12 protein-coding genes and 1 pseudogene are annotated in these 13,403 nt (G+C 66.9%); 11 read left to right on the forward strand and 2 right to left on the reverse strand.

The window, feature by feature from the left end; genetic code table 11:
• The first annotated feature begins 48 nt into the window (after window positions 1-48).
• Complete coding sequence (locus ARC23_RS17475; RefSeq protein WP_005410663.1) at window positions 49-252, forward strand: dodecin family protein; 204 nt, start codon at window positions 49-51, stop codon at window positions 250-252.
• Window positions 253-258: 6 nt separating this feature from the next.
• On the opposite strand, the gene ARC23_RS17480 is transcribed toward ARC23_RS17475, so the two are convergent.
• A complete protein-coding gene (locus ARC23_RS17480) occupies window positions 259-1,086 on the reverse strand; it encodes a hypothetical protein (protein ID WP_057498375.1) in 828 nt (275 codons plus the stop codon).
• Between the two features lie 40 nt (window positions 1,087-1,126).
• Here ARC23_RS17480 and pdxH point away from each other — a divergent pair, with 40 nt between their 5' ends.
• Together pdxH and ARC23_RS17490 are read left to right on the forward strand one after the other, a co-directional pair.
• Window positions 1,127-1,726, forward strand: coding sequence for a pyridoxamine 5'-phosphate oxidase (pdxH, locus tag ARC23_RS17485; protein WP_057498376.1), 600 nt, complete (start codon window positions 1,127-1,129; stop codon window positions 1,724-1,726).
• 9 nt (window positions 1,727-1,735) lie between these two features.
• On the forward strand, window positions 1,736-2,095 hold the full coding sequence (locus tag ARC23_RS17490; protein WP_057498377.1) for a YqfO family protein: 360 nt from the start codon (window positions 1,736-1,738) through the stop codon (window positions 2,093-2,095).
• A 57-nt stretch (window positions 2,096-2,152) separates the two neighbouring features.
• Here the strand turns inward: ARC23_RS17490 and prpR are convergent, their stop codons facing one another.
• Window positions 2,153-3,736, reverse strand: a complete 1,584-nt coding sequence (gene prpR / locus ARC23_RS17495) for a propionate catabolism operon regulatory protein PrpR (protein WP_057498378.1) — start codon at window positions 3,734-3,736, stop codon at window positions 2,153-2,155.
• 154 nt (window positions 3,737-3,890) lie between these two features.
• On the opposite strand from prpR, the gene prpB reads away from it, so the two are divergent.
• The 8 genes and pseudogenes from prpB to ARC23_RS17535 form a co-directional block, all read left to right on the forward strand.
• The gene (gene prpB, locus ARC23_RS17500) at window positions 3,891-4,784 is read left to right on the forward strand and encodes a methylisocitrate lyase (RefSeq protein ID WP_057498383.1); all 894 of its coding nucleotides are present in this window, start codon (window positions 3,891-3,893) and stop codon (window positions 4,782-4,784) included.
• 36 nt (window positions 4,785-4,820) lie between these two features.
• A complete protein-coding gene (gene prpC, locus ARC23_RS17505) occupies window positions 4,821-5,978 on the forward strand; it encodes a bifunctional 2-methylcitrate synthase/citrate synthase (RefSeq protein ID WP_005418357.1) in 1,158 nt (385 codons plus the stop codon).
• A 97-nt stretch (window positions 5,979-6,075) separates the two neighbouring features.
• A complete protein-coding gene (gene acnD / locus ARC23_RS17510) occupies window positions 6,076-8,694 on the forward strand; it encodes a Fe/S-dependent 2-methylisocitrate dehydratase AcnD (protein WP_057498379.1) in 2,619 nt (872 codons plus the stop codon).
• A 94-nt stretch (window positions 8,695-8,788) separates the two neighbouring features.
• A complete protein-coding gene (locus ARC23_RS17515) occupies window positions 8,789-9,493 on the forward strand; it encodes a hypothetical protein (protein ID WP_057498380.1) in 705 nt (234 codons plus the stop codon).
• Between the two features lie 100 nt (window positions 9,494-9,593).
• Window positions 9,594-9,836, forward strand: a complete 243-nt coding sequence (locus tag ARC23_RS17520; protein WP_057498384.1) for a type II toxin-antitoxin system ParD family antitoxin — start codon at window positions 9,594-9,596, stop codon at window positions 9,834-9,836.
• A 78-nt stretch (window positions 9,837-9,914) separates the two neighbouring features.
• Window positions 9,915-11,093: a 2-methylaconitate cis-trans isomerase PrpF gene (prpF, locus tag ARC23_RS17525; protein WP_057498381.1), complete on the forward strand. Its 1,179-nt coding sequence runs from the start codon at window positions 9,915-9,917 to the stop codon at window positions 11,091-11,093.
• A 71-nt stretch (window positions 11,094-11,164) separates the two neighbouring features.
• Window positions 11,165-12,625, forward strand: coding sequence for a bifunctional 2-methylcitrate dehydratase/aconitate hydratase (locus tag ARC23_RS17530; protein WP_057498382.1), 1,461 nt, complete (start codon window positions 11,165-11,167; stop codon window positions 12,623-12,625).
• Window positions 12,626-12,787: 162 nt separating this feature from the next.
• Window positions 12,788-13,403 (forward strand): annotated as a pseudogene (locus ARC23_RS17535) (alpha-2-macroglobulin family protein); the annotation flags it as partial.

Below are 13,403 nucleotides of genomic sequence, written 5' to 3' on the forward strand. Positions count from 1 at the left end.
AGGGTAGGCGTTCCTGCGGGGTTTCCCGCGCCAGCCGGAGTACAGGCCATGACGGTCGCCAAGGTCATCGAAATCACCGCCTCCTCGCCGAAAAGTGTCGAGGACGCCGTACGCAGCGGGTTGAAGAAGGTCTCCGAGACGGTCAAGGGCATCCAGGGCGCCTGGGTGAACGAGACCAAGGTGGTGACCAACGGCAGCGGCGAGATCACCGAATGGCGGGTCAACCTGCGGGTGACCTTCCTGGTCGAATAAGCGCGTTCAGCGCACCGCCTGCGCCTGGCGCTGGCCGTCCAGCACCACCACGTGGTCGGCCAGGGCCGGCAAGGCCTGCAGTGCCTGCCGGCTGACCCGCTCGTAGTACTGCACGAAGCGCTCCAGCTGCGGCCGGCTCATGCCGTGCCGGCCCGGCTGCGCGGCCTGCAGGTTCTGCTCCTGCTGCCAGCGCCAGCGCGGTACCACCGAAAAATCCGGCGGCTGCAGGAACCACAGGCGGTTGCAGCGCTGCCACAGCGCCGGGTAGTCGCGGGCCAGTGCCTGGTTGCACCAGCGGCGCCAGCGGCCGTCGGCGTCGGCCTCGCGTTCCAGTGCGTTGAGCGGGCTGCCCAGCGCATCGTCGGCTTGCGCTGGCGTGCCCAGGAACCAGCCTTCGAACACCAGCAGGTCGAGCGGCCGTTCACTACGCGGCCACTGCGCTTCGGGCAGGCGCTCGTCGGCCAGCTTGTCGAAGCGGGGCAGGGCGAAGGGCTGCCGCGCGGCCACCGCGTCGAGCACGGTGTGGGCCAGCGGCAGGTCATGGGTGCCCGGCGGGCCGCGGGTGATCAGCAGCGGATGCACCTGGCGGGCCAGCCGTTGACGCTGTGCACGGGTCAGGTAGACATCATCGATGGACAGCGTGGCAGCGTTCAGGCCGCGTGCCCGGGCGCGCGCCACCACCTGGGCGGCCAGCGTCGATTTGCCGCTCCCCTGCAGGCCGCTGATCGCCAATACTGGAACTGCTGCGCCGCTGCCCATCGCATCGTCCAGCGCCTGTTCGGCCACTGTTTCGGGGAATCCTTTCACCTGGGGCATATACGCAGCAGCGGCCATGCAGCCACAATAGCCCAATCCGTGTGAGAAGAACGCAATCATGAGCGACCTGTACGCCGAAGCCCTGTCCACGTTTACCGGCCTGTTCGAAGAGGCCAGGCAGAGCCGCGAGGTCGAGCCGAACGCGATGACCGTGGCCACTGCCGATACGCACGGCCGTCCTTCGGCGCGCACGGTGCTGCTGAAGGCGTTCGACGAGCGTGGTTTCGTGTTCTACACCCATCTGGACAGCCACAAGGGGCGGGAACTGCAGGCCAATCCGCAGGCCGCGCTGCTGTTCCTGTGGCGCAGCCTGCGCGAGGCCGGTATCCAGGTGCGCATCGAGGGATGTGTCGAGCAGGTCGCCGATGCCGAGGCCGACGCCTATTTCGCCAGCCGCCCGCGGATGAGCCAGATCGGCGCGTGGGCTTCGCAGCAGTCGAAGACGCTGGCGACGCGCGAGGAATTCGATGCACGCGTGGCCGAGATCGAAGCCCGCTTCGAAGGCAAGGACGTGCCGCGCCCGGAAGGCTGGAGCGGGCTGCGCGTGGTGCCGGACCGCATCGAGTTCTGGTACGGCGCGCAGTTCCGCCTGCATGAGCGCTGGTGCTATGAAGCCGGTGCAGAGGGGCGCTGGAGCAAGCGCCTGCTGTACCCGTAAGGCCACCCGATGCAACGCCTGCCGCTGTACCGCGTGGTGGTGTTCGTGCCGACTGCGGCACTGGACGCGGTGAAGCAGGGCATCCTGGCAGCGGACGCGCTGGCGGCCGGCGACTACGAGCATGGCATGTGGTGGTCGGCGCCGGGGTTCGAGCAGTTCCGCCCGCGGGTGGGTGCGTCGCCCGTGCAGGGTGAGGCGGGCCGCACCGAAGTGGTCGACAGCGTGCGCCTGGAATTCTGCCTGCCGCGCGATCCGCAGCGGTTGCAGCGCATCTTCGAGCAGGGCATCGCGCCGCATCATCCGTGGCAGGTGCCGGTGGTGCAGGTGGAGGAGATCGAGCTGCTGTTGGCGGACGGGCTGCCGTTATAGAGCCGAGCCCATGCTCGGCTGATGTTTCCGCACAAGCAGCCGAGCATGGGCTCGGCTCTACAGGCCTTCAGCGCGCAACCAGCGCCACAGGGTGGTGCGGGATACCCCCAGCGCCTGCGCCATGCCCTCGCGGTCATTGCGATGTTCCTGCAGCAGTGCTTCAAGCTGTGGACGCGGCGGCCGCTTGCCGTTGTTGTCCACCGGCAACGCCGCGACGCCCTCATTCACCAGCTCGGGTGCTAGCTGCAGCAGTCGCGTGGCATCAATCAGCCCTTCAGCCGGCTGCCAGTGGATGCGCAGGCGATCCACCAGATTGCGCAGTTCGCGCACGTTGCCTGGCCAACGTGCGGCGGTCAGCACCGCCCGTGCATCCTCACCCAGTGGCGCGTCGATGCCGCGCAGCTGGCGGAAGAAGTGCTGGGCCAGCAGCGGGATGTCACCGCGTCGCGCACGCAGCGGCGGCAGTGCGATGCGCAGCGCCGCCAACCGGTAGTAGAGATCGCGGCGGAAGCTGCCGGTCGCCGCGCGCTGCTCCAGCGATTGCAGGGTGGCGGCCACCACGCGCAGGTCGACCGGGGTCGGTTCGGTGGCGCCCACGCGCAGCACTTCGCGTTCTTCCAGCACGCGCAGCAGGCGGGTCTGCAGCGGCAGCGGCAACTCGCCGATCTCATCCAGGAACAGGGTGCCGCCGTCAGCGGCCTCGACCAGGCCGACGCGTCCGCCACGCCGCGCACCGGTGAACGCGCCATCGCTGTAGCCGAACAGTTCGGCCTCCAGCAGCGATTCGCTGATCGCCCCGCAGTTCAGCGCGACAAAGCGACCACGCCGGCCACTGCCCGCATGCAGCTGGCGTGCGACCAGTTCCTTGCCGGTGCCGGTTTCGCCGGTGACCAGCACGGTGCTGTCATGTGGTGCGTACAGCGCGATCTGCGCCCGCACCTGCGCCATTGCGTCGCTGTCCCCCAGCAGGTCGTGCGCATCGGTGCGCGGTGCGGCGCGGCGGCGCCGAACGCGGGGGCTGCCGCCGGAGCGGGCCAGGGTCTGGGTCAGTTCCAGCGCGTGCTCGAACGCCTGCCGCACCGAGTCGGCCGAGTACAGCAGCACGCCGGGCAGGCCGGCCTGTTCGGCGTGGTCGATGGCCATGCCGGTGCCGACGATCACCTTGATGCCGTTGGCGCGCAGGTCGGCGATGCAGTCGCGCGCGTCCTCGCGGGTGACGAAGCGGCGATGCTCGATATCCAGGCCGAAACTCTGCTGGAAGTTGCTGAACACCGGCACGTCGCTGGCGTGGGTGACCAGGCCGATGCGGCTGGCGATGCGGCGGGCGCGGGCCAGCGCCTCCATCAGGTCGAAGCCGTTGGCCTGGATCGGCACCAGCGGCAGTTCCAGCCGGCTGCGCAGCCAGGCGGCGTTGGAGCCACCGGCGATCACCACGTCGCAATGCTCGCGGCGCAGGCGCTGGCCGATCACCTCCACCGCCTCCTCGAAGCCAAGGTTGATCTGCTCGATGCGCGCGCGGCGGTCGAATTCGGGAATGACATCGCCGAGCAGGCCGGTCAGGCGCGAGACGCTGACCGTCCAGATCACCGGGCGGCCCGGGTCGGCATCGGCGTGGCGCAGCGGGGAGCGGGGCAGGTACATGACGGCAGGAAGGAGGGGTGATGTTTCATGATACATCTGTTTCAGTGTTTCATATGTTTCAGCATTGGCCCTCGGTCATTCCCGTGAAATCAACGGCTTGCAGCTTGGCATGGTGCTTGCGCCTCCCTATCCGTTCTCCAACCTGGATTGCCGCATGACCGCCTCCACTCCTTCTTCCGCCGGTGCCCGCTTCCGTGAGGCGCTGGCTGCCGAATCGCCGCTGCAGGTGATCGGCGCGATCAACGCCAACCACGCCCTGCTGGCCAAGCGCGCAGGGTTCCGCGCCATCTACCTGTCTGGTGGCGGTGTCGCTGCCGGTTCGCTGGGCCTGCCGGACCTGGGCATCAACACCCTGGAAGACGTGCTGGTGGACGTGCGCCGCATCACCGATGTCTGCGACCTGCCGTTGATGGTCGACATCGACACCGGCTTCGGCCCGAGCGCGTTCAACATCGCGCGCACCGTGAAGTCGCTGATCAAGGCCGGCGCGGCCGCCTGCCACATCGAAGACCAGGTCGGCGCCAAGCGCTGCGGTCACCGCCCGGGCAAGGAGATCGTCTCGCAGGGTGAAATGGTTGACCGCGTAAAGGCCGCTGCCGATGCCAAGACCGACCCGGACTTCTTCCTGATCGCACGCACCGACGCCATCCAGGTGGACGGCGTGGACAAGGCCATCGAGCGCGCCATTGCCTGTGTCGAGGCCGGTGCCGACGGCATCTTCGCCGAGGCGGCCTACGATCTGGACACCTACCGCCGCTTCGTCGACGCGGTGAAGGTGCCGGTGCTGGCCAACATCACCGAGTTCGGTGCCACCCCGCTGTTCAGTCGCGATGAACTGGCCTCGGCCGGCGTTGCCATCCAGCTGTTCCCGCTGTCGGCCTTCCGCGCCGCCAACAAGGCGGCCGAGAACGTCTACCAGGCGGTGCGCCGCGATGGCCACCAGCGCAACGTGGTGGAGACCATGCAGACCCGCGAGGAACTCTACGACCGCATCGGCTACCACGCCTTCGAGCAGCAGCTCGATGCACTGTTCGCCGCCAAGAAATAAGCAGTACCCTGCACCATCAAGTTTTCGGAGGGAAACATGAACGATACGACCGCAACCCCGACCTTCAAGCCGAAGAAGTCCGTCGCCCTGTCCGGCACCGCTGCCGGCAACACCGCGCTGTGCAGCGTGGGCCGCAGTGGCAACGACCTGCACTACCGCGGCTACGACATCCTGGACCTGGCCAACACCAGCGAGTTCGAGGAAATCGCCTACCTGCTGGTGCACGGCAAGCTGCCGACCCGCGCCGAGCTGGTCTCGTACAAGGCCAAGCTGAAGTCGCTGCGTGGCATCCCGGCGGCAGTGAAGGCCGCGCTGGAAGAGCTGCCGCCGTCGGCGCATCCGATGGACGTGATGCGCACCGGCGTGTCCGTGCTTGGCTGCGTGGCGCCGGAGAAGGATGACCACAACCATCCGGGCGCGCGCGACATCGCCGACAAGCTGATGGCCTGCCTCGGTTCGATGCTGCTGTACTGGTACCACTGGAGCCACAACGGCCGCGCCATCGACGTGGAAACCGACGATGACTCGATCGGTGGCCACTTCCTGCACCTGCTGCACGGCGAGAAGCCGCAGGACTCGTGGGTGAAGGCGATGCACACCTCGCTGATCCTGTACGCCGAACACGAGTTCAACGCCTCGACCTTCACCTGCCGCGTCATCGCCGGTACCGGCAGCGACATGTACAGCGCGATCTGCGGTGGCATCGGTGCGCTGCGTGGCCCGAAGCATGGCGGCGCCAACGAAGTGGCGTTCGAAGTGCAGAAGCGCTACGACAATCCCGATGAGGCCGAGGAAGACATCAAGGCCCGCGTCGAGCGCAAGGAAGTGGTGATCGGTTTCGGCCACCCGGTCTACACGGTCTCCGATCCGCGCAACAAGGTGATCAAGGACGTGGCCCGCGAGCTGTCCGAAGAGCAGTCGAGCATGAAGATGTACGACATCGCCGAGCGCCTGGAATCGGTGATGTGGGACATCAAGAAGATGTTCCCGAACCTGGACTGGTTCAGCGCCGTCAGCTACCACATGATGGGCGTGCCGACCGCGATGTTCACTCCCCTGTTCGTGATCGCGCGCACCGCCGGCTGGAGCGCGCACATCATCGAGCAGCGCATCGACGGCAAGATCATCCGCCCGAGCGCCAACTACATCGGTCCGGAAGACCGCGACTTCGTCGCCATCGACAAGCGCGTCTGATCCCCCTGCTGTCCCCATCCGGCCGGCCCTGTGCCGGCCGGGTGCTTTCGCCGCCGCATTGCCGGCACCCGGCCCGCCCCAAGTACTCCGCCAGCCCATGAATACCGATTACCGCAAGAACCTCCCCGGCAGCACGCTGGACTATTTCGATGCGCGCGCCGCCGTCGATGCGATCCAGCCCGGCGCCTACGCCACGCTGCCGTACACCTCGCGCGTGCTGGCCGAGAACCTGGTGCGCCGCTGCGATCCGGCTACCTTGGCCGCTTCGCTGACGCAGCTGATCGAGCGCCGTCGCGACCTCGATTTCCCGTGGTTCCCGGCCCGCGTGGTCTGCCACGACATCCTCGGCCAGACCGCGCTGGTGGACCTGGCTGGCCTGCGTGATGCGATCGCCGACAAGGGGGGCGACCCGGCCAAGGTCAACCCGGTGGTGCCGGTGCAGCTGATCGTCGACCACTCGCTGGCGGTGGAGTGCGGTGGTTTCGATCCGCAGGCGTTCGAGAAGAACCGCGCGATCGAGGATCGCCGCAACGAAGACCGTTTCCACTTCATCGACTGGACCAAGCAGGCGTTCCAGAACGTGGACGTGATTCCGCCGGGCAACGGCATCATGCACCAGATCAACCTGGAGAAGATGTCGCCGGTGGTCTACGTGCAGGACGGCGTGGCCTTCCCGGATACCTGTGTGGGCACCGACAGCCATACCCCGCACGTGGATGCGCTGGGCGTGATCGCCATCGGTGTGGGCGGCCTGGAGGCCGAGAACGTGATGCTCGGCCGTGCCTCGTGGATGCGCCTGCCGGACATCATCGGCGTCGAGCTGACCGGCCGGCCGCAGCCGGGCATCACCGCCACCGACGTGGTGCTGGCGCTGACCGAGTTCCTGCGCAAGGAGCGTGTGGTCGGCGCGTGGCTTGAATTCTTCGGCGAGGGCGCCGCAGCACTGACCATCGGTGACCGCGCCACCATTTCCAACATGTGCCCGGAATACGGTGCCACCGCCGCGATGTTCTATATCGACGGGCAGACCATCGATTACCTGCGCCTGACCGGCCGCGAGGAATCGCAGGTGGCGCTGGTGGAAAACTACGCGCGCACCACCGGCCTTTGGGCCGACGACCTGGTCACCGCGCAGTACGAGCGCGTGCTGCGTTTCGACCTGTCCAGCGTGGTGCGCAACATGGCTGGCCCGTCCAACCCGCACAAGCGCGTGGCCACCGCCGAGCTGACCGAGCGCGGCATCGCCGACGAAGCCAAGCTGGCAGCGGGCAGGGCCGAGCAGGCGCAGGGCCTGATGCCCGACGGCGCGGTGATCATCGCCGCCATCACCAGCTGCACCAACACCTCCAATCCACGCAACGTGATCGCTGCCGCACTGCTGGCGCGCAAGGCCAACGAACGTGGCCTGCTGCGCAAGCCGTGGGTGAAGTCGTCGCTGGCACCGGGCTCGAAGGCCGTGCAGCTGTACCTGGAAGAAGCCGGCCTGTTGCCGGACCTGGAAAAGCTCGGCTTCGGCATCGTCGCTTTCGCCTGCACCACCTGCAACGGCATGAGTGGCGCGCTGGATCCGGCCATCCAGCAGGAGATCATCGATCGCGACCTGTACGCCACGGCCGTGCTGTCGGGCAACCGCAACTTCGATGGCCGCATCCACCCGTATGCGAAGCAGGCCTTCCTGGCGTCGCCGCCGCTGGTGATCGCCTATGCCATCGCCGGCACCGTGCGCTTCGACATCGAAAAGGACGTGCTGGGCGTGGATGCCGATGGCAACGAGGTGCGCCTGAAGGACATCTGGCCGAGCGATGCCGAGATCGATGCGGTGGTGAAGGCCTCGGTGAAGCCGGAGCAGTTCCGCCGCGTCTACAACCCGATGTTCAACGTGCGCGTGGAGCACGGCGCGGCGGTCAGCCCGCTGTACGACTGGCGCCCGCAGAGCACCTACATCCGCCGTCCGCCGTACTGGGAGGGCGCACTGGCCGGTGAGCGCACGCTGTCGGGCATGCGTGCGCTGGCGGTGCTGCCGGACAACATCACCACCGACCACCTGTCGCCGTCCAACGCGATCCTGGCGTCCAGCGCCGCCGGCGAATACCTGGCGAAGATGGGCCTGCCGGAAGAGGACTTCAATTCCTACGCGACCCACCGTGGCGACCACCTGACCGCGCAGCGCGCCACCTTCGCCAACCCGAAGCTGTTCAACGAGATGGTGCGCAACGACGACGGCAGCGTGAAGCAGGGTTCGCTGGCGCGCGTGGAGCCGGAAGGCAAGGTGATGCGCATGTGGGAAGCGATCGAAACCTACATGGACCGCAAGCAGCCGCTGATCATCATCGCCGGTGCCGACTATGGCCAGGGCAGCTCGCGTGACTGGGCCGCCAAGGGCGTGCGCCTGGCTGGCGTGGAGGCGATCGTGGCCGAGGGCTTCGAACGCATCCACCGCACCAACCTGATCGGCATGGGCGTGTTGCCGCTGGAGTTCAAGCCGGGCACCACCCGCCTGACTCTGGGCATCGACGGTACCGAGACCTTCGACGTGATCGGCGAGCGCACCCCTCGCGCCGAACTGACCCTGGTCATCCACCGCCGCGACGGCCAGGACGTGATCGTGCCGGTCACCTGCCGCCTGGACAGCGACGAGGAAGTGGCGATCTACGAAGCCGGCGGCGTGCTGCAGCGCTTCGCCCAGGATTTCCTGGAAGGCGCCAAGGTGGCGTAAGGCAGCAGATAGCTGCCTTGTGTCGAGTTGTCGCCATGCTGGCTTCGGCCCGCATGGCGGTGGTCACGAAGGAGAGGGGCGTTGCCCCATCTGCATGGGAACGGCGTTCTACACAATCGCAGGCACGGTCAACACCGCCTTCATCGTGCTGAGCCTGTTGGGTGTGGGCGCGCAGTTGCGCTTGGTGCGCGACCGCCGGGAACGAGCGGACGCGACTGAAAGCGCCACTGCCGTGCTGTCGCTGAATCAGTTCACGGTCAGCTTCCTGGCCTACCTGTCCTTCTTCGTCTATGGCTACAGCGTCACGCCGTTCAATCACTTTATTGTCTGGCCGCGCTTGCTCGCGTCGGTGCTGGTCATGGCCATCCTGGTGGAGATCTGGCGCGACCGACGGAATCGCTCTGCCACGACCAGCCTGGTGACGGCCGTGCTGCTGCTGGCCTGCGCACTGGCTGGCCTAGCTTGGGGCAACCGTCATGTGGATGAGGGCAGGGTAGTGGCCAGCGCGATGATCGTGGGCATCACTGCCTTGCTGGCGCAGGGTTACGCGCACCAGATCCTGCTGATCCTGCGCAATGGCCACACCGGTGCGGTGTCGTTGCGGATGAGTCAGCTGATCCTGCTGATGGATCTATCCACGATTGTGTTTGCCTTCGCCATGGGCATGCGGATGGGATGGCCGTTGCTGCTGCTGGCAGTGGTGAGTGGCAGTACCAAACTGGTCATCCTTTACCTCTTCCATTGGCAGCAAGGAATGTCCGCGCGGGCGCGGCGAAGTCATGCTGGGGCGTCTGCGTGACGGCGAGGACCTCTTTTGCAAAGGCTGGCGCTTTCTACCCTTGTCGTTGTCTTTGATGCCTCGCAGACTGTCGTGTGACAGTCCCACGGTGGAGGTCCGTATGGTCAATATCAAGGTGGTGCTGACTGATGAGCTCAAACAATTCGTGGACCAGGAAGTTCGAGAAGGCGACTACGCCAGCGCTTCCGAGTACGTTCGCGACCTTATCCGTCAGAGTCGGCAAAGCAAGGCTGAAGACCTGCTACGCCAGTTAATCGCGGAAGGCCTTGCTTCGGGGCCTCCGGCCCCCCTGCCTCCGGGGTACTTCCAGAGACTGCTTGAGCGCGCGTCGAATCGAGAATGAAGCCAGTACATCCCTCCAACCCCAAGGGCGGTGCGCGGCTCCCCGAGAATTGTTCCACTGCACACAGGAATCCGATCCATGACCTTCCTCCCGCAACTCCGTATTCCCGCCACCTACATGCGCGGCGGCACCAGCAAAGGCGTGTTCTTCCGCCTGCAGGACCTGCCCGAAGCCGCGCAGGTGCCGGGCGCCGCACGCGATGCGCTGCTGATGCGCGTGATCGGCTCGCCCGATCCGTATGGCAAGCAGACCGACGGCATGGGCGGCGCCACCTCCAGCACCAGCAAGTGCGTGATCATCTCCGCCGCTTCGGTGCCTGACCACGACGTGGACTACCTGTATGGCCAGGTGTCGATCGACACCGCCTTCGTCGACTGGAGCGGCAACTGCGGCAACCTCAGCACCGCGGTGGGTCCGTTCGCGATCGCCAACGGGCTGATCGATCCGGCCCGGGTGCCGCGCGATGGCCTGTGCACCGTGCGCATCTGGCAGGCCAACATCGGCAAGACCATCATCGCCCACGTGCCGATGCGCGACGGCGAAGTGCAGGAGATCGGCGATTTCGAGCTGGATGGCGTGACCTTCCCGGCCGCCGAGATCCAGCTGGAATTCATCGAACCGTCCGATGACGGCGATGCGGGCGCGATGTTCCCGACCGGCAATCTGGTCGACATCCTGGATGTGCCGGGCGTGGGTCGTTTCGAGGTGACCATGATCACCGCCGGCATCCCGACCATCTTCGTCAACGCCGCCGACCTGGGCTACAGCGGCACCGAGCTGCAGCCGGCGATCAACGAGGACAAGGCCGCGCTGCAGAGGTTCGAGACCATCCGCGCCTACGGCGCCTTGCGCATGGGGCTGATCAGGAACCTGGAAGACGCGGCAACCCGCCAGCACACGCCGAAGGTGGCCTTCGTGGCGCCGGCACAGGACTACGTGTCGTCCAGCGGCAAGGCGATCCCCGCGTCGGCCATCGACCTGCATGCGCGTGCGTTGTCGATGGGCAAGCTGCACCACGCGATGATGGGTACCGCCGCCGTGGCGATCGCTACCGCTGCAGCGATTCCGGGCACGCTGGTCAATCGCGCGGCCGGCGGTGGCGAACGTGAAGCGGTGACCTTCGGTCATCCCTCGGGCACGCTGCGTGTCGGCGCGCAGGCCGGTCTTGTTGACGGCCAGTGGACAGTGACCAAGGCCATCATGAGCCGCAGCGCCCGCGTGCTGATGGAAGGCAAGGTGCGGGTGCCGGCCGAGTAGTGCTCTGGTAGATGCCAACCTTGGTTGGCAGGGGGCACGGGCAACCGTGCACCGCAACGAGGAGATCGACGATGTCCATCAACCACATCCCATCCAACGAGCGTGCAGCGTGGGATGTGCTGCTGGTGGACATCGTCGACTACGTACGCGACGCGCGCATCGACTCACCCCTGGCGTTCCAGACCGCGCACCACTGCCTGCTCGATACGCTGGGCTGCGGCCTGGAAGCATTGTCCTTCCCGGCCTGCAGCAAGCTGCTCGGTCCCCTGGTGCCCGGCATCAGCGTGGTCAACGGCGCGCGCGTGCCGGGTACGCATTACGTGCTGGATCCGGTGCAGGCGGCTTTCAACCTGGGTGCGATGGTGCGCTGGCTGGATTTCAACGACACCTGGCTGGCCGCCGAATGGGGCCACCCCTCGGACAACCTGGGCGGCATCCTCGCCGTCTGCGATTGGCTGGGGCGCAACGCGCCGGCCCTGTGCCGCCCGGCGCCAACGGTGCACGACGTGTTGCTGGCGATGATCAAGGCGCACGAAATCCAGGGCGTGCTGGCCCTGCAGAATTCGTTCAACCGGGTCGGGCTGGACCATGTGGTGCTGGTCAAGGTCGCCACCACGGCGGTGGTCTCGCAGCTGCTGGGGCTGGATCGCGAACGCATGCTCAACGCACTGTCGCTGGCCTGGGTCGATGGCCAGTCCCTGCGCACCTACCGGCACGCGCCCAACACCGGCTCGCGCAAGAGCTGGGCCGCCGGCGACGCGACCAGTCGTGGTGTGCGCCTGGCCTTGATGGCAGCCAGTGGCGAGATGGGCTATCCAAGCGTGCTGAGTGCGCCGGCATGGGGTTTCGAGGCCGTATCCATGCATGGGCAGGCGTTGACGCTGGGGCGGCCGCTGGGCAGCTACGTGATGGAGAACGTGCTGTTCAAGATCAGTTACCCGGCCGAGTTCCACGGCCAGACCGCAGTGGAGGCGGCCATCGCGCTGCATCAGCAACTGCGTGCGATGGGGCGGCGGGTCGAGGACATCGCGCACATCGCGATCCGCACCCAGGAAGCCTGCATCCGCATCATCGACAAGCAGGGCCCGCTGCATAACCCGGCCGACCGCGACCACTGCGTGCAGTACATGGTCGCCATCGCACTGCTGCATGGCCGGCTGGTGGCCGAGGACTACGAGGATGACGTCGCCGCCGACCCGCGCATCGACGCGCTGCGCGCGAAGATGGCCTGCCATGAGGATCCGCAGCTCAGCGCCGACTACCTGGACCCGGGCAAGCGCAGCATCGCCAATGGCCTGACGGTGCGCTTCAGCGATGGCACCGCGTTGCCGGAGGTACTGGTGGAGTATCCGCTTGGTCACGCACGCCGCCGCCAGGAGGGGATCCCACTGCTGCTGGACAAGTTCCGCCGGCACCTGGCCCATCGCTTCCCGACTGTCCAGCAGCAGCGCATCCTGGCCGCCTCGCTGGACCCGGTGGCGCTGGCGGCGATGCCGGTGACCGACTACGTGGACCTGTACCTGCCGGGGTAGGACGATCGGTAGTGCCGGCTGCTGGCCGGCAATTCCATCCAGCCTGCCATGCCGGTTGCCGGCCAGCGGCCGGCACTACCCGCACCGGGGCAATTGCCGAATTCGCGTCAACACCTTGACGTGGCCTGCCTATAATGGCCGCCTCGATCAAGGAGTGACGACATGAGCGGTCCGGCACGGCGGAAGCGGTGGGGATGGGCGGCGGCCGTACTGGCAGGAGGCCTGTTGCTGGGCCTGGCCGGCTGCCGCAATGACAGCGGGCAGCTGCCCAAGGCCAGTGGTGAAGCCATCGCCACCAAGGCCGAGCAGGTGAAGGAGTTCACCCTGCTGCGCGCCTACCCGGACCAGAAGAATGATGGCCTGTCGCTGGCGCTGGAGTTCTCGCGCCCGCTGGTCGGCACCCAGGATTTCGACAAACTGGTGCGCTTCGAAGAGAAGGTCGGCACCGACGACAGCAGCTGGACCCTGTCCGATGACGGCTTGACCCTGCGCTACCCGTTCGTCGAGGCCGGCAAGGAGTTCAGCCTGGTGGTCTCCCCGGACCTGCTGGCCGCCGATGGCAGCCGGCTGGGCAAGGAACTGAAGCAGAAGGTGTTCAGCGGCGAGCTGAAGCCGGTGGTGGGCTTCGCCTCGCAGGGCAGCGTGCTGCCGGCCAAGGACAGCCGTGGCCTGCCGGTGGTCTCGGTGAACGTGCCGGAGGTCGACGTCGAATTCCTGCGCGTGCGCGAAAAGGACCTGCCGACCTTCTTCAGCCAGTACCAGCGCGGCGGCCGCCGCG

Source organism: Stenotrophomonas beteli, assembly GCF_001431665.1.
In the GTDB taxonomy this organism is placed as follows: Bacteria; Pseudomonadota; Gammaproteobacteria; order Xanthomonadales; family Xanthomonadaceae; genus Stenotrophomonas; species Stenotrophomonas beteli.

Bases quoted from the DNA above. Each gene is read 5' to 3' on its own strand.
- ARC23_RS17475 (WP_005410663.1), top strand. From the start codon at position 49: ATGACGGTCGCCAAGGTCATCGAAATCACCGCCTCCTCGCCGAAAAGT.
- ARC23_RS17480 (WP_057498375.1), bottom strand. From the start codon at position 1,086: ATGGCCGCTGCTGCGTATATGCCCCAGGTGAAAGGATTCCCCGAAACA.
- pdxH (WP_057498376.1), top strand. From the start codon at position 1,127: ATGAGCGACCTGTACGCCGAAGCCCTGTCCACGTTTACCGGCCTGTTC.
- ARC23_RS17490 (WP_057498377.1), top strand. From the start codon at position 1,736: ATGCAACGCCTGCCGCTGTACCGCGTGGTGGTGTTCGTGCCGACTGCG.
- prpR (WP_057498378.1), bottom strand. From the start codon at position 3,736: ATGTACCTGCCCCGCTCCCCGCTGCGCCACGCCGATGCCGACCCGGGC.
- prpB (WP_057498383.1), top strand. From the start codon at position 3,891: ATGACCGCCTCCACTCCTTCTTCCGCCGGTGCCCGCTTCCGTGAGGCG.
- prpC (WP_005418357.1), top strand. From the start codon at position 4,821: ATGAACGATACGACCGCAACCCCGACCTTCAAGCCGAAGAAGTCCGTC.
- acnD (WP_057498379.1), top strand. From the start codon at position 6,076: ATGAATACCGATTACCGCAAGAACCTCCCCGGCAGCACGCTGGACTAT.
- ARC23_RS17515 (WP_057498380.1), top strand. From the start codon at position 8,789: ATGGGAACGGCGTTCTACACAATCGCAGGCACGGTCAACACCGCCTTC.
- ARC23_RS17520 (WP_057498384.1), top strand. From the start codon at position 9,594: ATGGTCAATATCAAGGTGGTGCTGACTGATGAGCTCAAACAATTCGTG.
- prpF (WP_057498381.1), top strand. From the start codon at position 9,915: ATGACCTTCCTCCCGCAACTCCGTATTCCCGCCACCTACATGCGCGGC.
- ARC23_RS17530 (WP_057498382.1), top strand. From the start codon at position 11,165: ATGTCCATCAACCACATCCCATCCAACGAGCGTGCAGCGTGGGATGTG.